The sequence below is a fragment of the Allobosea sp. R86505 genome (assembly GCF_042466375.1).
GTDB lineage: Bacteria > Pseudomonadota > Alphaproteobacteria > Rhizobiales > Beijerinckiaceae > Allobosea.
Window position 1 is genome coordinate 2034805 of the sequence record NZ_JAXHPY010000001.1, and the last position, 17203, is coordinate 2052007.

Here is a 17203-nt window from a genome sequence, read left to right on the forward strand (position 1 = left end):
GTGGGTTCGCGCCGCCGCGGGTCAAGCCGGCACCGTTCACGGTCGCTTGACCGCCGTGACATGCAGCCAGGGTGTCGGCTCGCCATCATAGCCACCGCCCGTTGTCTCGACGATGACGAGGCTCAGCCAGCCTGCAGCACCGTAGGCGGACCGCAACCAGTCCGGCGAGGGATAGTTGAAGTAGCGGCCAAAACGGTCGCGCCCCTCGTCCGTGCCCGCCTTGAAACTGGCATAGAACAGTCCGCCGGGCTTCAGCGCCCTGTGAATACGCGCCAGGATCGCCGGCAGCGCTGTGCGGGGCACATGCAGCAGGCAGGCATTGGCCCAGACACCGTCAAAGGCCTCGACCGCGTCGATATGCTCGAAGAGCAGCACCTCGACCGGCCGGCCGAGACGCCTACTCGCCTGCTCGGCCAGTTCCGGCGAGCCGTCGGTTACGACGAGGTCGAGGCCGCGATCGAGCAGCGCGACGCTGTCGTGACCGCCGCCGCAGCCCAATTCCAGCACGCGAGCGCCGGGTGGTATCGCCGCGGCGAAATCGGCGATGCGGGCATGCTCGGCTTCGCGGGAGCGGCCCGCATAGGCCTGGGCCTCGGCGGCATAGAAATCGAGCGTGGCGGTGTCGCGGGCCGTCATGATCGTCTGCCCTTCAGCGCGTGCCGGTCCGCATCGCCACCGTCGCGATGCCGGCCCCGATCAGCAGGGTCCCGCCGGTCCGGTTGATGGCTCGGATGGCGCGCGGGCTGCTGACGACGGCGCGGGCGCGGGAGGCGATGAGCGCGTAGCCGAAGGCGTTGGCGGCGGCGAGTGTCACGAAGGTCGCCTCGAAGATCAGCATCTGCGTCCAGAAATCGGCCTTCGGATCGAGGAACTGCGGCAGGAAGGCGACGAAGAAAGTGAGGCTCTTGGGGTTCAGCGCCGTGACCAGCCAGGCATGGCCGAGCATCTTCAGCGACGAGACGGCATCCTCGCGCGGGCTGGCGTCGAGCGTGCCGCCGGCGCGGAAGAGCTTGACGCCGAGCCAGACGAGATAGGCCGCGCCCGCCCATTTCAGCACGGTGAAGACGGTGGCCGAGGTCGCCAGCAGCGCGCCGACGCCGAGCATGGAGAGCGTCATCGCGGTGAAGTCGCCCAGCGCGACGCCGGCCGCCGTCGGCAGCGCCGTGCGCCAGCCCTGGCCGAGCGCATAGGAGACGACGAGCAGGATCGTCGGGCCGGGAATGACCAGCAGCACGGCGGTGGCGGCGGCGAAGGCGGCCCAGGTTTCGAAGGTCATGAAGCTGTGTCCCCGATGGCGTCGGGCGAGCCATCCCCAGCTGCAGCGGTTTGTAAAGGGAGCTAATTCAGACGACGTCGTTTTGCTCACAAACCTCTATAGGCCTTGCAGTCCGCTTCACTGCTCCATTCGTGAAAGGTCGCTAAAGGCGGTTCGGTCTGCATCTCGCATGCCTTCGTGATGACGGCGCGATCCCGCTCGACCGCATAGGCGATGTGATCACCATCCCGAAGACTCAACGCTTCGCGGACCGCTTGAGGGATCGTCGTCCGTGCCTTGCTGGTGAGTTTGCTAACTATCATCGCCATCGCTCCGCCGTCGGAGTCAGCGCGGCGGCCGGTTCGAACCGAACCAGCCGACGGGCCCGGCCGACATCTCGACGCGCTTCTCCGGTTCGCCCGCCACGACCAGCGCCCACCAGGCGCGGTAGCGCGTCTGCAGGTCCTTCGCGAGCGCGATGCCGAAGCGGGTGGCCTCCTTCATCCGCAGATTGGCATCATGGCCCGACGAGGCGCGCCAGCCGGCGAAGGCTTCTGTCGTCGAATAGTAGCCGCCGCCGAGATTCTCTGCCGCGCGGGCGGCGTCGAGGCCGGCGGCATGGACGCGCGCGGCGAAATTGCCGGCGGCGTCATGCGAGAGCGCGTTGGCGCGCGCCATGGCATCGGCCTGGCGCTGGGCCATGGCCGTCAGTGTGGGATCGAGTCTGACGGGCCCGAGGCCCTGGCTGGCGCGATAGGCGTTGAAGATGCGGCCGGCCTCGGCGTGATCGAGGATGACCGCCGCCAGGCGGGCGGTGGCGCGCGGATCGAGCGGCGTCTCGCGGCGCGGCTCGCCGGCGCAGCCGGCGGCGAGGAGGGCGAGGGCGGCGGCGAGGAGAGGGCGCATGGGCGAGGATGGGTCCGGCATCGCTTCGGAGGATGCGGCGCTAGCGGCCCATCATGGCGAGATTGCTGCTGCGACCCGGTCAACCTTGACTTTCGCCACAATCTGCCGCTTTAACCGCGCCATCCGTTTCGCCGACATCGTCGAGACCGCATCCGCCGACCGGGCCGCCTCGCGGCATCATGAGCCCGGAGGTCAACGCCCGACAGCGCGTCCGCGCCCTCGGGCGCGCAACCGTTTGGCGATGAGGCTTCGCGCGGTCGGTCCCTGAAGGCAAGCAAGCAGGTCCGCATGTTCGGCACTCTGAGCGACAGGCTATCAGGCATCCTCTCGGGGCTGACCCGCAGGGGTTCGCTGACCGAGGAGGACGTCAACGCCGCGCTGCGCGAGGTGCGCAAGGCGCTGCTCGAGGCCGACGTCGCGCTCGAGGTCGTGCGCAGCTTCACCGACAAGGTTCGCGAGCGGGCCGTCGGCGCCGAGGTGCTGAAGTCGGTCACGCCCGGTCAGCAGGTCATCAAGATCGTCAACGACGCGCTGATCGACATGCTCGGCGGCGATGGCGAGGGCATCACCTTCGACGCCGTGCCGCCGGTGCCGATCCTGATGGTCGGTCTGCAGGGCTCGGGCAAGACGACCTCGACCGCCAAGATCGCCAAGCGCCTGACCGACCGCAGCAAGAAGCGCGTCCTGATGGCCTCGCTCGACACGCGCCGCCCGGCCGCGATGGAGCAACTCGCCATCCTCGGCAAGCAGGTCGGCGTCGAGACGCTGCCGATCGTCGCCGGCCAGTCGGCCGTGCAGATCGCCAGGCGTGCGATCGAGGCCGCCCGTCTCGGCGGCTACGACGTGGTGATGCTCGACACCGCCGGCCGCGTCACGCTCGACGACACGCTGATGGCGGAGGTCGCCGAGGTTAAGGCGGCGACCAACCCCCACGAGGTGCTGCTCGTCGCCGACGCGCTGACCGGCCAGGACGCGGTCAACACGGCGCGCGCTTTTGATGCCCGCGTCGGGCTGACCGGCATCGTGCTGACCCGCATGGACGGCGATTCCCGCGGCGGCGCGGCGCTCTCGATGCGCGCCGTCACCGGCAAGCCGATCAAGCTCGTCGGCACGGGCGAGAAGATCGACGCGCTGGAGGATTTCCACCCCTCGCGCGTCGCCAACCGCATCCTCGGCATGGGCGACATCGTCAGCCTGGTCGAGCGCGCGGCCGAGACGGTCGATGCCGACAAGGCCCAGGCGCTGGCGCAGCGCCTCGCCAAGGGCAATTTCGACCTCGCCGACATGCGCATGCAGCTCCAGCAGATGGAGAAGATGGGCGGGCTGGGCGGCGTGATGGGCATGCTGCCCGGCATGAAGCAGATGCAGGGCCAGCTCGCCAATTCGGGCGTCAACGACAAGATGATCAAGCGCCAGATCGCGATCATCGATTCGATGACGCCGGCCGAGCGCAAGAACCCCGACCTGCTCAAGAACAGCCGCAAGAAGCGCATCGCCGCCGGCTCCGGAACCTCGCCGGAGGCGATCAACAAGCTGCTCAAGATGCATCGCGGCATGGCCGACATGATGAAGGCGATGAGCAAACAGAAGGGCGGCATGCTCGGCAAGCTCGGCCAGATGTTCGGCATCGGCGGCGGCATGGGCGGCCTGCCGCCCGGCATGCCCGATCCCTCGAAGATGGATCCGGCGCAACTCGCCGAACTGCAGAAGCAGCTCGGTGCGGGCGGCGGCATGCCGGGGCTGCCTCCGGGCGGCTTCCCGGGGCTGCCCAAGGGCGTGACGCCGCCGGCCGGGATGATGCCGAAGCTGCCGGGGCTGGGCAGCGGACTTCCGGGGCTGGGGGGCTCCAACCCCTTCGGAGGCAAGAAGAAGTGACCAAGCCCACCGAAATGCGCGTCGGCATGTTCGACGTGTTCAAGCAGGTCAAGGCGCGTCTCGACGACGCCAACCTGTCCTATGAGACGTCGTCCTATCGCGACGACGCCTTCTCCTTCCTCGTGCATGCGCCGGGTGAATACTGGGAGATCGACGTGCTGGAAGACGGCTCGATCGATCTCGAGATCTTCACCTCGACAGGCATGAAGGACGATCCCTGGGCCGCGATCGACCAGCTGGTCGACGACAACAAGCCCTGATTTCCACCGCAACGCTTACCCGTTCAAAACCCAAGGAAAGACGCGAATGTCCCTCAAGATCCGCCTGACCCGTGGCGGCGCCAAGAAGCGCCCGTATTACCGCATCGTCGTCGCCGATGCCCGCTCGCCGCGCGATGGCCGCTTCATCGAGAAGATCGGCTCCTATGATCCGATGAAGGCGAAGGATTCGCCGGAGCGCGTCGTGCTCGACGTCGAGAAGGCCAAGGAGTGGCTCTCGAAGGGCGCCCAGCCGACCGACCGCGTGCTGCGCTTCCTCGACGCCGCCGGCCTCGCCAAGCGCCCCGTCCGCAACAACCCCAACAAGGCTGTTCCCGGCGAGAAGGCCAAGGAGCGCGCCGAGAAGAACGCGGCCAAGTCCGCGGCCCCGGCTGAAGCCGAGGCGTGAGAGTGACGGGGTGGGGCTCGTTCCCTTCCCCCCGCTTGCGGTGGGGAAGGGTTAGGGATGGGGGGGCGCAAAGCCCGAGCCCCATCCTTCGACGTGACGCCGAGCGGCACTGCCCCCCACCCCAGCCCTCCCCACCGCAAGCGGGGGGAGGGAGTATGGTCGCGCTCCCTGCGTGTTATCGATGAGCGACGACAAGCTCATCCTGCTCGGCGTCATCGGCGCCGCGCATGGCATCAAGGGCGAGGTCCGGATCAAGGCCTTCACCGGCGATCCGCTGGCCATCGCTGATTACGGCCCGCTGACCGACGAGAAGGGCCGGCGCTTCGAGATCGCCGAGATCCGCCCGGCCAAGGAGGTCGTGGTCGCCCGCCTCAAGGGCATCACCAGCCGCGAGGCTGCCGAGAGCCTCAACGGCGTCAACCTCTTCGTGTCCCGCGACAAGATCCCGGCGCCCGAGGATGAGGACGAGTTCCTGCAGGCCGATCTGATCGGCTGCGCGGTCGTCGGTCCCGATGGCGTGGTCTTGGGGACGGTCACCACCGTCGCCAATTACGGCGCGGGCGATCTGCTCGACATTCTGCTGCTGGATGGCCGCTCCGTGCTGATGCCCTTCACCAAGGCCTTCGCGCCGCGCATCGACATCGCCGCCCGGCGCATCGAGGCGGTTCCGCCCGAAGGGCTGTTCGAGGCCGACGATGAAGACTGAGTCAAACGCCTGGGACCGGCCGGCCGGCGCGCTGATCTTCGACATGGACGGCACCATCGTCGACAATATGCGCTTCCATGACGACGCCTGGGAGAGCTGGCACCGCGAGCACGGCCTGCCCTTCGACCGGCCGGCTTTTTTCCGGACCACTGCCGGGATGGCGGTCGGCGAGATCGTCGGACCCTATTTTCCCGAAGCCGCTCCGGACGAGATCGCCCGGCTGGGCGAGGCCAAGGAGGCGCTCTACCGCGAGACCTACCGGCCTCATGTCGCGCCGCTGCCGGGCCTGCTGCCGCTGATGGCGCGCGCCCGCAGCTTCGGCGTCCCGATGGCGGTGGCCTCGGCCGCGCCGCCCGAGAACATCGCGCTGGTGCTCGATACGCTCGGCCTGCGGGCCGAATTCGCGACGGTGATCTCGCCCTCGCAGGGCTTCCGCGGCAAGCCCCATCCGGACATGTTCGTCGAGGCGGCGCGCCGCATGGGCGTGGCGCCGGAGACCTGCCTCGTCTTCGAGGACGCCCCCAACGGCGTCGAGGCGGCGCGGCGGGCCGGCATGCGGGCCGTCGCCATGCTGACCATGCTCGGTGCGGAGGGCTTCGCTGCCTATGACAACGTCGTCGCCTCCGCGACGGACTTCAACGCGCTGGACCGGCTGCCGGCGCTGCGCTTCGGTTCGAACTGATTCCTTTGTCCACAAGCACTGCGTCATTCCGGACAAGCGGCGAAGCCGCGCCGCTCCGGAATCCATCCTAGGGCATCGTCGCGCCTTACGATGGATTCCGGGACTTCGCTTCGCTCGCCCGGAATGACGTCGCGTTTTGTCCTGATATCAGCCAGGCTCCCATATGCCGTTCCGCGCCTCCGTCCTCACCCTCTATCCGGAGATGTTCCCCGGGCCGCTCGGCGTGTCGCTGGCCGGCGAAGCGCTGCGTCGCGGGCTGTGGTCGCTGGAGACGCACCAGATCCGCGACCACGGCATCGGCCGGCACCGCAATGTCGACGACAACCCGGCCGGCGGCGGCGCGGGCATGGTGCTGCGCTGCGACGTGCTGGGCGCGGCGATCGATGCCGCCGTTCCCGCCGAAGACACGCGCCCGAGGCTGCTGATGTCGCCGCGCGGGCGGCCGCTGTCGCAGCGCGAGGTGCGCGGCTGGGTCGGAGGCGAGGGCGTCGTCATCGTCTGCGGGCGCTTCGAGGGTGTCGATGAGCGCGTGATCGAGGGGCGGGGACTGACCGAGGTCTCGATCGGCGACTACATCCTCTCGGGCGGCGAGATGGCGGCGCTGGTCCTGCTCGACGCCTGCGTGCGGCTGATCCCCGGCGTGATGGGCAAGGAACTGTCCGGCGAGGACGAGAGCTTCGAGAATGGCCTGCTCGAATATCCGCACTACACCCGCCCGCGCGAATGGGAAGGCCGGGGCCTGCCCGAGGCGCTGCTCTCGGGCGACCATGCCCGCATCGCCAAGTGGCGGCGGGCGGAAGCGGAGCGGATCACGCGGGAGAGGCGGCCGGATTTGCTGAAGGATCAGAGCGGCGGCTGAGCCGTGTGCGTGATGCTCGGGTCAAGCCCGAGCATCACGGCGCCGTCAGGGATAAGCCGCCACCGGCAGCTTCTCGGCCAGCCAGCCGCCGGGACCCAGCATGCCGCCACGGACCGCCAGAATGTCGCTGAACCCGCGGCCGGCAAGCTTGGCTCGGGTCGCAGCCGCGAGTCCGCCGCTGCGGTCGATCAGGGCGATTCGCTTGCCGCGATGGTCCAGCCGCAGGCCGGCGAGCCTGACCTCGAAGGCGGATGCCTCGGCGTCGAGCGCGATAGCGCCCTGGGGGATGCCGGTGTCGCGCCACTCCTCGGGCGTGCGGATGTCGATGAAGAGAAGGGTGCCTGCGCGGGCGGCGTCGTGAGCTTCGCGCGCCGTCAGGGTGGTCGGTGCCTGCGCCTGCGACCGGCTAGGCAATAGAAAAATCGCCGCTCCCGCGATGAGGATGCGGCGATTCAAGGTGGTATCTACGTCATTGCGAGGAGCGTCAGCGACGAAGCAATCCAGGGGCCGTCGCGCGACACTCACTGGATTGCTTCGCTGCGCTCGCAATGACGGTCTCGCTCAGCGCAGTTCGGCGCAGAAGCGCTGGATGCGGCGGCAGGCTTCTTCCAGCTTCTCGTCCGAGGTGGCGTAGGAGATGCGGAAGTTGGGGCCCAGGCCGAAGGAGGAGCCGTGCACGGCTGCGACCGCTTCCGTCTCCAGGATGCCCATGACCAAGTCCTCGTCGGTCTCGATGACCTTGCCGTTGGGCATGGTCTTGCCGATCAGGGCCGAGCAGTCGGGATAGACGTAGAAGGCGCCCTCGGGCTTGGGGCAGACGAGGCCGCGGGTCTGGTTGAGCATGGAGACGACGAGGTCGCGGCGGCGCTCGAAGGCCTTCTTGAAGACGGGCAGGTGGTCCTGCGGACCGTCCAGCGCCTCGACGGCGGCCCATTGCGAGATCGCCGAGGTGCCCGAGGTCTGCTGGCCCTGGACGAGGTCCATGGCGTTCATCAGGTGCTGCGGGCCGGCCGCATAGCCGATGCGCCAGCCGGTCATGGCGTAGGACTTCGAGACGCCGTTCATGGTCAGCGTGCGCTCGTAGAGGCCGGGCTCGACCTGGGCCGGGGTGACGAACTCGAACTCGCCATAGACGAGGTGTTCATACATGTCGTCGGTGAGCACCCAGACATGGGGGTGGCGCATCAGCACGTCGGTGAGCTTCTTCATCTCGGCGCGGCTATAGGCGGCGCCCGAGGGGTTCGACGGCGAGTTCAGGATGACCCACTTGGTCTTGGGCGTGATCGCGCGCTCGAGCTCTTCCGGCTGGAGCTTGAACTCGTTCTCGATCTTCGTCTCGGCGAAGGTCGCGGTGCCGCCGCAGAGCGCGACCATCTCGGGATAGGAGACCCAGTAGGGCGAGACGCAGATGACCTCGTCGCCGGGGTTCAGCGTGGCGAGCAGGGCGTTGTAGATGACATGCTTGCCGCCGGTCGAAACAATGGTCTGGCTCGGCTTGTAGTCGAGCCCGTTCTCGCGCTTGAACTTGCGGGCGACCGCCTCGCGCAGCTGCGGGATGCCGGAGACGGGGGTGTACTTGGTCTCGCCGCGACGGATGGCGGCGATCGCCGCCTCCTTGATGTTGTCCGGCGTATCGAAATCGGGCTCGCCGACGGAGAGCGAGATCACGTCCTTGCCCTGCGCTTTCAAGTCGCGCGCCTTCTGCGTGATGGTGATGGTCGCAGACGGCTTCACGCGCTTCAGGGCGTCGGCAAGGAAGGCCATGGGAGGTTCTCCGGATCTCGGACGAGGGCACGCCGCGGCGGGCGCGCGCGTGGTTTAGGACTCGCGAGCCGGCATCGCAAGCCAAACTCCTTGATGGCGCCTGTGAATGGCGCGAATGTCCTGTCGACAGCATGGTCGCGGAGATTCACGTCGCAGGCGTCGCGCTGGCCGGTCGCCGCTTCGCGCCACTGCCGAGAGGGAGCGATGAGCCGTCTCGTGGAACTCTGGCGTCGCCTTCCGGATTGGGCCTACGGGCCGCTCCTGCTGGCCGTTGTCGTCGGCGGCGCCCTCGCGATCAACCTGTGGTATCGCTTCGTCACGTCCGGCACCAACAGACCCGAGATCGCCGAGACCTGCGCGCTGGGCTCCTACGATCAGACCGCGTTCCGCGCGCTGATCGGCCGCGTCATGCGCGAGGGTGGTCGTGGCGATGGCGGTTGCCGCAACGTGACGCTGCCGGAGGACTGTTTCGAGCGCGTGCTGAAAGAGCGCATCGACGCCGTCCAGAAGGTCGCCGGGCCGGACATGGTGGGACGCATGATGGCGATGCACGCGGTGATGCGCGCCAGCAAGGCCGTGCTGCTGTCGCAGAAGACGATTCCGCCGCGCCCGCCCCTCAATCTCCCTGGGATAGAGGCGCATCGGAAGGCGTTTCCAGACGCGTTCAAGCCGCCGCTGCCGCCCCGTGCCGAGCGCTTCGTCTATGCGCTCGACAAGCGCGAGGTCGGTCTGTCGGGGCCGGCGCTGATCGGCGGCGGTCGACGCCATAGCTGGGATACGGGACGCACCAGCTCGCCCAGTGGTCTCTACGCCATCGCCGAGGTCGCGATCATCCTGTCCGATCCCGCACTGAATTATCCCGTCGACAGCGATGTCGGGGCGGAAAAGGAGGAGATTGCCTATGTCGAGGCGGCGTGGACGCACCGGCGCACCGACTACAACGCAACGCGGCCGGCGCTGCCCGCCGAATCGGTCCACAGCATGACCTCGCTGTGCCCGCGCCGCCCGGCCTGGCTCGATACGCCGGCGCAGCCTTCGGGCAGACAGGCGCGGCCTCCCTTCATGTGGGACAGCATCAGGAAGGAGGTGGAGGATGCGATGCGACCGATCGTGCCCAACAACTGAACCGGTCCGGCCCGCGTTTCGCCGCGCCGGACTGGCCGGAAACATGCATAGTGAGGTGATTGGCTGAGGGGCCACTCATCACCAGCGCGCCCGCGGCGCGCGGAAAGCAACTCCGTGAAACTCAGAATCGGCTACGAACTCGATTACGATTTTCCGCAACCCACGCCGATGATCCTGATGCTGAACGTGCATTTCAGCCGGGTGTCGGACCTCCAGACTCCCGATTACATCCGCTTCAGCCCTTCCGTTCCGGTCAGCGCCTATCGCGACGGCTTCGGCAACTGGTGCACCCGGCTGGTGGCGCCGAAGGGCGCGATGCGGATCACAGCCGATGCGATCATCCAGGACAGCGGCCTGCCGGAAGCCTTCGATCGCAGCGCGGGGCAGGTGCCGGTCGAGCATCTGCCGGAAGAGGCCATCGTCTTCCTGCTGGCGAGCCGCTTCTGCGATTCAGACCGGCTGCTTGATCTCGCCTGGCAACTCTTCGGCCAAACGCAGCCCGGCGCGCCACGCGTCCAGGCAATCTGCGACTTCGTCAACCAGCGCATCGCCTTCAACTACAACGACGCCAGCGTGACCCGCTCGGCTTCGGACGCCTATGCGGAAGGGCGGGGCGTCTGCCGCGACTACGCCCATCTCGCCATCGCGTTCTGCCGGGCGATGAACATCCCGGCGCGCTACTGCACCTGCTATCTCGGCGACATCGGCACCCCGCAGCCCTGGCCGCCCGGCGATTTCGCGGCGTCTTTCGAGGCCTATCTCGACGGCGGCTGGCAGATGTTCGATCCGCGCAACAACGAGCCGCGCATCGGCCGCGTGCTGATCGCGCGCGGTCGCGATGCGGCCGACGTCGCCATCGCGACAACGTTCGGGCCCAATACGCTGACCGGCTTCAGGGTCTGGACCGACGAGGTGACGGAGGCGTGAGCCATCGGCGGCGCGCCGCTCGGGGAGCGCCGTCTCGGTCCCGGTGCTCTCAGTCCCGGAACAGCCCGGATGTGTCCGGCTTCTTGGCCCGCAGCGGCGTCTTGCGGGTCAGGCCCTTGGCTTTGGGGGCCGAGGTGTCGGGGGCCGCATCGTCCGGGGCTTGTCCGTCTTCGGCCGGTTCGGGTTGCGCGGGGGTGGCGGCTGCGGGCTTCGCCGCGGCCGCCTTTTCGTCGGCCCTGGCCTGTTCGGCCGGGTCGATGGTTCTGAAGCGGATCATTTCTTTTTCGGTCCCGCGGCGCGCGCTACGGCTGCCGCGAAGGTCGCGGGCGCCGCCGCCTCTGCCTTGGGCTTGTCCTTCTTCGGCTTCTTGGCTTCGCGGTTTCCGCGCTGTTCGCCTTTTGCCATGGTCGGTCTCCTCGGGTCTGAGGGTGCGGGATCGCGCCCCCGGTGGATCTCGGGCTTTAGGTCAGGCTTGGCCTGGATCGCGATGGGCGATGAAGATGGAATCGATCATGCGGCGGCTTTCGCCTGCCGCGGCCGGCCCGGCAGAGGCCGGGGCTCGTCATGTCGAAGCAGAGATCGACTCTAGGCCAGACCGGCGGCCGGCGCACGCGCTTTCTCGCCGAACGCCAGGCACCGGTCCTTCTGTGGCGGTTTCGGCCTTGCGCGACGCGTGCGTCCCTGCGATGCGCAGGCGGCCATGACCGCTTCCCCGCCGATCGCGATCTATGTCGATGCCGATGCCTGCCCGGTGAAGGACGAGATCTTCAAGGTCGCCAGTCGCCACCGCCTGCATGTCTTCGTCGTCGCCAACAGCTTCATGATGCTGCCGCGCGAACCCTGGATCGAGCGCGTCATCGTCTCGGGGGGCTTCGATGCGGCCGACGACTGGATCGCCGAGCGCGTCGCCCGGGGCGCGATCGTCGTCACCTCCGACATCCCGCTCGCAGACCGCTGCATCAAGGCCGGCGCCGAGGTCATCGGCCCGACCGGCAAGCCCTTCACCGAGGCCTCGATCGGCATGGCGCTGGCGACGCGCGACATGATGGAGGACCTGCGCGCGATGGGGACGGCGACGGGCGGACCGAAGCCATTTTCGGCGCGCGACCGCTCGGCCTTCCTGCAGGCGCTCGACCTTTCCATCCAGCGGCTGAAGCGGGCGGGCTTCGCGGCCGGCGGCGTTGCCGGCTAGGCCCTTGATTTCGCGGCGGCTTCATCCGATCGCGGCATTTCCCTCCGGCGCCGAATGTTCTATGGCTTCCGGCCAAGCCTGTGCTCAATCGGGCCGCTCCGGGAGGATTTCTGATGTCGTTGACCCGCCGTTTCACGCTCGGCCTGCTGGCCGGTACCGTCCTCGCTCCGTCCGTCGTGCGGGCGCAGAGCTTCCCGACCAGGCCGATCACGCTCGTCGTGCCTTATCCGGCGGGCGGCCCCACCGATGCGATCGCGCGCTTCGTCGCGCAGGACCTGTCGACCTCGATCGGCCAGAACGTCGTCGTCGACAACCGCGCCGGCGCCTCGGGCGCCGTCGGCACGCGGGCCGTGGCCAAGGCCGATCCCGATGGCCACACCATCGTCTTCGGCAACAACCAGACGCATGGCAACAACATGTTCCTGCTGAAGGAGCCTGGCTATGACGCGGTCAAGGATTTCGCGCCGCTGGCCGGCGTCGGCGCCTTTGAGCACGCCTTCGTGGTGCGCAAGGACCTGCCGGCCAAGGACATCAAGGAGTTGGTCGCGCTCGCCAAGGCCGATCCGGGCAAGCTCAACTATGGCTCGACTGGTGTCGGCTCGGGCTCGCATCTCGCCATGGAACTGTTCATGGCGCGCACCGGCATCAAGATGACGCATGTGCCGTTCCGCGGCGCGGCGCCGCTGGTGCAGGAGATCATCGCCGGGCGCATCGACATCGCCAATTCGACGCTGCCGAGCGTGCTCGCGCAGATCAATGCCGGCACGCTGCGCGCGATCGCGCTCGCGAGCCCCGAGCGCAATCCGCGCGCCAAGGACATCCCGACCCTGCGCGAACAGGGCATCGCCGATGCCGACGCCGATTCCTGGGCCGCCTTCTTCGCGCCGGCCGCGACGCCCGCCCCGGTGCTGGCGACACTGTCCAAGGCGATCCTCGCCTCGCTGGCGAAGCCCGCCGTGAGCGAGGCGATCCTGAAGCTCGGCTTCACGATGAGGTTACGTGACCCGGCCGCCTTCCGGCCCTATCACCTTCAGGAAATCGCGACTTGGGAAAACATCATCAAGGCGGCCGGGGTGAAGCCGGAGTAGCCTGGACAGACGGAGTCGGCATGGCCGCAGCAGGGTTCGGAAGACGCTTCGTTCTCGCTCTCCTGCTGCTGCCGGCGCTCTGGCCCGGCGCCGTCGCAGCCATCGAGGTGGATCGCGAGCGGGTCTGGGCGCTGCTCGCGAAACCCGGCCATGTCGCGCTGATGCGCCATGCCGATGCGCCCGGGACCGGCGATCCGGCCGGGTTCCGCATCGGCGACTGCGCGACGCAGCGCAATCTCGGCGAGCGTGGGCGTGAGCAGTCCCGCCGCCTCGGAGCGGAATTCCGTCGCCGTGCCGTCCCGGTGGCGCTGGTGCTGACCAGCCAGTGGTGCAGGGCGCGCGAGACGGCCGCGCTGATGGCGCTTGCCCCTGTCGAGGACGAGCCGACGGCGCTGAATTCCTTCTTCGGACGCCCCGGCGAACGCGAGGGCGCCACCGCTGCGCTGCGGAGGCGCCTCGCCGCGCTGCCCGCGGATGGTGGGCTGGTGCTGATGGTGACGCATCAGGTCAACATCACCGCGCTGACTGGCGTGTTTCCGGCTTCCGGCGAAATGGTGGTGCTGAAGCGGGACGATCAGGGTGGCGTCGTGACCGTCGGCCGGCTGCCTGCGCCCTGACGCTGGCGGAACCCGCCGCTTCAATTCGCCGTGACGGGCCCGCAACCGACTGGCCTGCCGGGCGGTTGTCCCTATCTGTGAGCCAAGGGTCCGATCAGGAGATGACGATGCGCCGGCAAGCCTGCTTTTTGCTGTTCACTGTCGCGGCGGCGATGCTGATCGCTCTTCCGGAGGCGGGGGCCCAGCAGCGTGTCCGGTCGAGCGCGGGCGACCTCACGGTGGAGACGGTGGCGGGCGGGCTCGAGCATCCCTGGGGGCTCGCCTTCCTGCCGGACGGGCGCATGCTGGTGACGGAGCGGCCGGGACGGCTGCGGCTGGTCGGAGCGGACGGCAAGCTGTCTGCGCCGATCACCGGCGTGCCCAATGTCTCGGGACGCGGGCAGGGCGGTCTGCTCGACATCGTCATCGACCCCGGCTTCGCGCAGAACCGGACGATCTACCTCTCCTTCGCCGAGCCGCGGGCGGGGGGCAGCGGCACGAGCGTCGCCCGCGCCCGCCTCAACGAGCGCGGCACGGCGCTGGAGGGCACCAAGGTGATCTTCCAGCAGATGCCGACGGTCTCCAGCAATCTGCATTTCGGCTCTCGGCTGGTCTTTGACCGGACTGGCTCGCTCTTCGTTACGGTCGGCGACCGCTACGGCCAGCGCGACCAGGCGCAGAACCCCGGCAATCATATCGGCAAGATCATGCGGATCGCCCCCGAGGGCGGTGCGCCGGCCGACAACCCCAGGGTCGAGGGCTGGCAGCCGGAGATCTGGTCGATCGGCCATCGCAATGTCCAGGGCGCGGCGCTGCACCCCGAGACCGGCCAGCTCTGGACGGCCGAGCATGGCGCGCGTGGCGGCGACGAGGTCAACACGCCCAAGGCCGGCCGCAATTACGGCTGGCCGGTCGTCACCTTCGGCATCGACTATTCCGGCGCCAGGATCGGCGAGGGGACGGCCAAGGCCGGCATGGAGCCGCCGCTGTTCTACTGGGACCCCTCGATCGCCCCCTCGGGCGCTGCTTTCTACACCGGCGCCGTCTGGCCGGCCTGGAAGAACTCGCTCTTCGTCGGCGGGCTCGCCGGGCAGATGCTGGTTCGGCTCTCGACGCAGGGCGAGGCCGTGACCGGTCAGGAGCGGCTGCTCGAGGGGCTCGGTGAACGCATCCGCGACGTGCGCCAGGGGCCGGACGGGTTTTTGTACCTGCTGAGCGACGCGCCCGACGGGAAGCTGCTGCGGGTCCGGCCGGCGCGGTAATGCTCACGCTTTCCAGCACGGAAATCGATCATCAGTACATGATGATCGCATCGCGTGCCCTGATCGCAGCGGCTCACAGCATCGCAGTCATGCCGGCGGCTTTCGTCGCGTGCTTTCCCTCTCATGGCCAGCGCCAGCGGTCTGCTTGCCGCGACCGGCCTGCTTTGGAGGCCCTGCTCAAGGCGCCGTCATGTCAGGCGGCCAGGGTGACCGGGCGGTCCTGAACCTGGGCGAAGGCGATGCCCTCCAGAATCGGCTTGGTCGTTCTGAGCACGGCCGCGGTGGCTGCGCGTCCGCGTCGGTCGATCGCGACCTCGATGCGTCCTGACGGATGCTCGATGACCACGCGCCGCGGAAGGCCGGCATCCCCGACGAGGCGATGCGCCAGCGTCCCGGGCGTTCCGCAGGCCGTGCCGAGTCCGACGGCACCGGTGACGGCGAAGGCCTTGTGGCAGGCGTGCGGCATGAAATAGCGCGCCGTGATGGTGCCACCCTTCTGCGGTCGTCCGATCAGCACCGGTTTGGGAATGACCAGATCTGAGACATCGCCCAGCCCCATCAACCGGCCCGCCCTCCGCCGGATGTGCTCCAGGCGAGCCATGAACGCGCGGTCTGCGTCGAGTTCGGCCGGCGTCTCGCTCCCCGTCTTACCGAGTGCGGCGGCTTCGATCACGACCAGCGGCATGGCCGCATCGATGCAGGAGACCTCGACCCCCTCGATGAGATCGATGGCGGCCCCCGTCGGCAGCAGCTTTCCCGTCTTGGCGCCAGCGACGCCCAGAAACTCGAGTTCGACCGGGGCCCCGCTTCCGGGCACGCCGTCGATCACGGTATCGCCGTCATAGACTGGCTTCCCGTTGGGAGTCTGCACCGTGGCGGCGACGAGCTGCCCCGTGTTGACGTTGTGGATCACGACGCGCGTGTGACCCGCCTGGCCCGCGACGAGCCCCTTCTCGATGGCGAAAGGGCCGACGGTCGACAGCATGTTGCCGCAGTTTGGCGAGGTGTCGACCACGCGCTCGACCACTTTCACTTGAGCGAAAAGATAGTCGACATCGGCGTCGGGATGTGTCGGCGGCCCGACGATGGCGACCTTGCTCGTCAGGGGATTGCCGCCGCCGAGCCCGTTGATCTGAAGTTCGTTGCCTGACCCGAGGATCGACAGCAGCACCTCGTCGCGCAGGCCGGTATCCACAGGGAGGTCGGTTGCCAGAAAGACCGGCCCGCGTGAGGTGCCGCCACGCATGAGGGTGCAGGGGATGCGAAGCTGGATTGCCATGGAGGCTCTTCCCCGCGGCTGACGCCGCGATTGGCCGTGTCTGGAGAGCCGTATCCACCACCCCGATCATGTTGTGAAATGCAAAGATTTCGATCATTGATATGGAATGCGCATCAATTTCGAGCTTCTCGATATCCGAGCCTTTCTCGCCGTTCTCGAACTGGGCGGCTTCCACAAAGCGGCCGAGATGCTCAACATCTCGCAGCCCGCTCTGTCGCGCCGCGTCCAGGCCCTCGAAGTGGCGGTGGGGGCGCCGTTGCTGGAGCGAACGACGCGAAGGGTCAGCCCCACGAGCGTGGGCCGATCCTTCGCGCCGCTCGCGCGCCGCCTGCTCGACGAATTCGAGGAATCCCTGCTCGGCATCACCGACGTCGCCGGCCGACAGTCGGGACAGGTCACCATCGCCTGCGTCCCGACCGCTGCCTTCTACTTCCTGCCGCGCGCCATCGAGTCGTTCAGCGCGACCTATCCGCTGATCCGGTTCCGGATCCTCGACCTGTCGGCGAATGACGGGCTCGAGAGCGTTGCTCGCGGGGAAGCCGAGTTCGGTATCAATCTTCTCGGCAGTTCAGACCCCGATCTGGTCTTCACCCCGCTCGTCGAGGATCCTTTCGTGCTCGCATGCCGGCGCGACCACCCCCTGGCCGCCCGCAAGGAACTGGCCTGGAAAGACCTCGCCGACCAGACGCTGATCGGAGTCAGCCGCGCCAGCGGCAATCGCATGATCCTGGAAAGCGCTCTGGCGAAGGAGGGTATCGGACTGACCTTCAAGTTCGAGGTCAACCATCTGACGACGTCGCTCGGGCTGGTCGAGCGCGGCCTCGGCGTGTCGGTGCTGCCGCGGCTCGCAACACCGCCGCGAGACCACCCCGTCATCGCGACCAAGGTCATCGGCACGCCCTCGGTGTCGCGCACCATCGGTCTGGTCGAGCGCCGAAAGGCGCGTCTGGCACCCGCTGCCCAACGCTTCAGAGACATGCTGATCCACACATGGAGTGAAAATCCGGAGGCGCGCCCGTAG

General features: G+C 68.2%; 22 protein-coding genes. 13 read left to right on the plus strand and 9 right to left on the minus strand.

Features of this window, described 5'->3' with window-relative positions; genetic code table 11:
* Positions 1-36: 36 nt before the first annotated feature.
* From SJY11_RS09785 to SJY11_RS09800, 4 genes are all read right to left on the minus strand, one after another.
* Entirely contained in the window at positions 37-636 is a 600-nt protein-coding gene (locus SJY11_RS09785) for a class I SAM-dependent methyltransferase (RefSeq protein WP_376986398.1), read from the minus strand.
* A 13-nt stretch (positions 637-649) separates the two neighbouring features.
* Positions 650-1276 (minus strand): LysE family translocator, encoded by a 627-nt coding sequence (locus SJY11_RS09790; protein WP_376986399.1) that lies wholly within the window; start codon positions 1274-1276, stop codon positions 650-652.
* An 86-nt stretch (positions 1277-1362) separates the two neighbouring features.
* A complete protein-coding gene (locus SJY11_RS09795) occupies positions 1363-1584 on the minus strand; it encodes an AbrB/MazE/SpoVT family DNA-binding domain-containing protein (protein ID WP_376986400.1) in 222 nt (73 codons plus the stop codon).
* 16 nt (positions 1585-1600) lie between these two features.
* Entirely contained in the window at positions 1601-2161 is a 561-nt protein-coding gene (locus SJY11_RS09800; protein WP_376986401.1) for a CAP domain-containing protein, read from the minus strand.
* A 288-nt stretch (positions 2162-2449) separates the two neighbouring features.
* Here SJY11_RS09800 and ffh point away from each other — a divergent pair, with 288 nt between their 5' ends.
* The 6 genes from ffh (at position 2450) to trmD (ending at position 6949) form a co-directional block, all read left to right on the plus strand.
* Positions 2450-4036, plus strand: a complete 1587-nt coding sequence (gene ffh, locus SJY11_RS09805) for a signal recognition particle protein (RefSeq protein ID WP_069056002.1) — start codon at positions 2450-2452, stop codon at positions 4034-4036.
* The gene (locus SJY11_RS09810) at positions 4033-4296 is read left to right on the plus strand and encodes a hypothetical protein (protein ID WP_192644627.1); all 264 of its coding nucleotides are present in this window, start codon (positions 4033-4035) and stop codon (positions 4294-4296) included. Before ffh ends, SJY11_RS09810 begins: the two co-directional genes overlap by 4 nt.
* Before the next feature lie 46 nt (positions 4297-4342).
* Complete coding sequence (gene rpsP / locus SJY11_RS09815; protein WP_326909063.1) at positions 4343-4702, plus strand: 30S ribosomal protein S16; 360 nt, start codon at positions 4343-4345, stop codon at positions 4700-4702.
* A gap of 181 nt (positions 4703-4883) precedes the next feature.
* A complete protein-coding gene (gene rimM / locus SJY11_RS09820) occupies positions 4884-5408 on the plus strand; it encodes a ribosome maturation factor RimM (RefSeq protein ID WP_376986402.1) in 525 nt (174 codons plus the stop codon).
* Positions 5398-6090 (plus strand): HAD family hydrolase, encoded by a 693-nt coding sequence (locus tag SJY11_RS09825; protein ID WP_376986403.1) that lies wholly within the window; start codon positions 5398-5400, stop codon positions 6088-6090. The genes rimM and SJY11_RS09825 overlap by 11 nt, the downstream gene beginning before the upstream one ends.
* A 163-nt stretch (positions 6091-6253) precedes the next feature.
* Positions 6254-6949 (plus strand): tRNA (guanosine(37)-N1)-methyltransferase TrmD, encoded by a 696-nt coding sequence (gene trmD / locus SJY11_RS09830; RefSeq protein ID WP_376986404.1) that lies wholly within the window; start codon positions 6254-6256, stop codon positions 6947-6949.
* 45 nt (positions 6950-6994) lie between these two features.
* Here trmD and SJY11_RS09835 read toward each other — a convergent pair whose 3' ends face one another.
* Positions 6995-7405 carry a rhodanese-like domain-containing protein gene (locus SJY11_RS09835; protein WP_376986405.1) on the minus strand — a complete coding sequence of 137 codons (411 nt, stop codon included), beginning with the start codon at positions 7403-7405 and terminating at the stop codon, positions 6995-6997.
* 105 nt (positions 7406-7510) lie between these two features.
* A complete protein-coding gene (locus SJY11_RS09840) occupies positions 7511-8713 on the minus strand; it encodes a pyridoxal phosphate-dependent aminotransferase (protein WP_069055995.1) in 1203 nt (400 codons plus the stop codon).
* Positions 8714-8917: 204 nt separating this feature from the next.
* Here SJY11_RS09840 and SJY11_RS09845 point away from each other — a divergent pair, with 204 nt between their 5' ends.
* Both SJY11_RS09845 and SJY11_RS09850 read left to right on the plus strand, forming a co-directional pair.
* On the plus strand, positions 8918-9838 hold the full coding sequence (locus SJY11_RS09845) for a hypothetical protein (protein WP_376986406.1): 921 nt from the start codon (positions 8918-8920) through the stop codon (positions 9836-9838).
* 114 nt (positions 9839-9952) lie between these two features.
* Positions 9953-10765: a transglutaminase-like domain-containing protein gene (locus SJY11_RS09850; RefSeq protein ID WP_376986407.1), complete on the plus strand. Its 813-nt coding sequence runs from the start codon at positions 9953-9955 to the stop codon at positions 10763-10765.
* A gap of 49 nt (positions 10766-10814) precedes the next feature.
* Here the strand turns inward: SJY11_RS09850 and SJY11_RS09855 are convergent, their stop codons facing one another.
* Positions 10815-11042 carry a hypothetical protein gene (locus tag SJY11_RS09855; protein ID WP_376986408.1) on the minus strand — a complete coding sequence of 76 codons (228 nt, stop codon included), beginning with the start codon at positions 11040-11042 and terminating at the stop codon, positions 10815-10817.
* Positions 11039-11170: a hypothetical protein gene (locus SJY11_RS09860; RefSeq protein ID WP_257785730.1), complete on the minus strand. Its 132-nt coding sequence runs from the start codon at positions 11168-11170 to the stop codon at positions 11039-11041. Before SJY11_RS09860 ends, SJY11_RS09855 begins: the two co-directional genes overlap by 4 nt.
* A gap of 295 nt (positions 11171-11465) precedes the next feature.
* On the opposite strand from SJY11_RS09860, the gene SJY11_RS09865 reads away from it, so the two are divergent.
* From SJY11_RS09865 to SJY11_RS09880, 4 genes are all read left to right on the plus strand, one after another.
* Entirely contained in the window at positions 11466-11957 is a 492-nt protein-coding gene (locus SJY11_RS09865; RefSeq protein ID WP_326909045.1) for a YaiI/YqxD family protein, read from the plus strand.
* 113 nt (positions 11958-12070) lie between these two features.
* Complete coding sequence (locus SJY11_RS09870) at positions 12071-13045, plus strand: Bug family tripartite tricarboxylate transporter substrate binding protein (protein ID WP_376986409.1); 975 nt, start codon at positions 12071-12073, stop codon at positions 13043-13045.
* Positions 13046-13065: 20 nt separating this feature from the next.
* On the plus strand, positions 13066-13662 hold the full coding sequence (locus SJY11_RS09875; RefSeq protein ID WP_376986410.1) for a histidine phosphatase family protein: 597 nt from the start codon (positions 13066-13068) through the stop codon (positions 13660-13662).
* Positions 13663-13769: 107 nt separating this feature from the next.
* The gene (locus SJY11_RS09880) at positions 13770-14903 is read left to right on the plus strand and encodes a PQQ-dependent sugar dehydrogenase (protein ID WP_376986411.1); all 1134 of its coding nucleotides are present in this window, start codon (positions 13770-13772) and stop codon (positions 14901-14903) included.
* Positions 14904-15096: 193 nt separating this feature from the next.
* On the opposite strand, the gene SJY11_RS09885 is transcribed toward SJY11_RS09880, so the two are convergent.
* Complete coding sequence (locus SJY11_RS09885) at positions 15097-16182, minus strand: 4-oxalomesaconate tautomerase (protein ID WP_376986412.1); 1086 nt, start codon at positions 16180-16182, stop codon at positions 15097-15099.
* A 106-nt stretch (positions 16183-16288) separates the two neighbouring features.
* Here SJY11_RS09885 and SJY11_RS09890 point away from each other — a divergent pair, with 106 nt between their 5' ends.
* On the plus strand, positions 16289-17203 hold the full coding sequence (locus SJY11_RS09890; RefSeq protein ID WP_376986413.1) for a LysR family transcriptional regulator: 915 nt from the start codon (positions 16289-16291) through the stop codon (positions 17201-17203).

Coding starts and splice junctions, on each gene's coding strand:
- SJY11_RS09825 (WP_376986403.1), top strand. CDS start 5,398: ATGAAGACTGAGTCAAACGCCTGGGACCGGCCGGCCGGCGCGCTGATC.
- trmD (WP_376986404.1), top strand. CDS start 6,254: ATGCCGTTCCGCGCCTCCGTCCTCACCCTCTATCCGGAGATGTTCCCC.
- rpsP (WP_326909063.1), top strand. CDS start 4,343: ATGTCCCTCAAGATCCGCCTGACCCGTGGCGGCGCCAAGAAGCGCCCG.
- SJY11_RS09840 (WP_069055995.1), bottom strand. CDS start 8,713: ATGGCCTTCCTTGCCGACGCCCTGAAGCGCGTGAAGCCGTCTGCGACC.
- SJY11_RS09790 (WP_376986399.1), bottom strand. CDS start 1,276: ATGACCTTCGAAACCTGGGCCGCCTTCGCCGCCGCCACCGCCGTGCTG.
- SJY11_RS09845 (WP_376986406.1), top strand. CDS start 8,918: ATGAGCCGTCTCGTGGAACTCTGGCGTCGCCTTCCGGATTGGGCCTAC.
- SJY11_RS09785 (WP_376986398.1), bottom strand. CDS start 636: ATGACGGCCCGCGACACCGCCACGCTCGATTTCTATGCCGCCGAGGCC.
- SJY11_RS09875 (WP_376986410.1), top strand. CDS start 13,066: ATGGCCGCAGCAGGGTTCGGAAGACGCTTCGTTCTCGCTCTCCTGCTG.
- SJY11_RS09870 (WP_376986409.1), top strand. CDS start 12,071: ATGTCGTTGACCCGCCGTTTCACGCTCGGCCTGCTGGCCGGTACCGTC.
- SJY11_RS09855 (WP_376986408.1), bottom strand. CDS start 11,042: ATGATCCGCTTCAGAACCATCGACCCGGCCGAACAGGCCAGGGCCGAC.
- SJY11_RS09865 (WP_326909045.1), top strand. CDS start 11,466: ATGACCGCTTCCCCGCCGATCGCGATCTATGTCGATGCCGATGCCTGC.
- ffh (WP_069056002.1), top strand. CDS start 2,450: ATGTTCGGCACTCTGAGCGACAGGCTATCAGGCATCCTCTCGGGGCTG.
- rimM (WP_376986402.1), top strand. CDS start 4,884: ATGAGCGACGACAAGCTCATCCTGCTCGGCGTCATCGGCGCCGCGCAT.
- SJY11_RS09885 (WP_376986412.1), bottom strand. CDS start 16,182: ATGGCAATCCAGCTTCGCATCCCCTGCACCCTCATGCGTGGCGGCACC.
- SJY11_RS09890 (WP_376986413.1), top strand. CDS start 16,289: ATGCGCATCAATTTCGAGCTTCTCGATATCCGAGCCTTTCTCGCCGTT.
- SJY11_RS09880 (WP_376986411.1), top strand. CDS start 13,770: ATGCGCCGGCAAGCCTGCTTTTTGCTGTTCACTGTCGCGGCGGCGATG.
- SJY11_RS09860 (WP_257785730.1), bottom strand. CDS start 11,170: ATGGCAAAAGGCGAACAGCGCGGAAACCGCGAAGCCAAGAAGCCGAAG.
- SJY11_RS09800 (WP_376986401.1), bottom strand. CDS start 2,161: ATGCGCCCTCTCCTCGCCGCCGCCCTCGCCCTCCTCGCCGCCGGCTGC.
- SJY11_RS09795 (WP_376986400.1), bottom strand. CDS start 1,584: ATGGCGATGATAGTTAGCAAACTCACCAGCAAGGCACGGACGACGATC.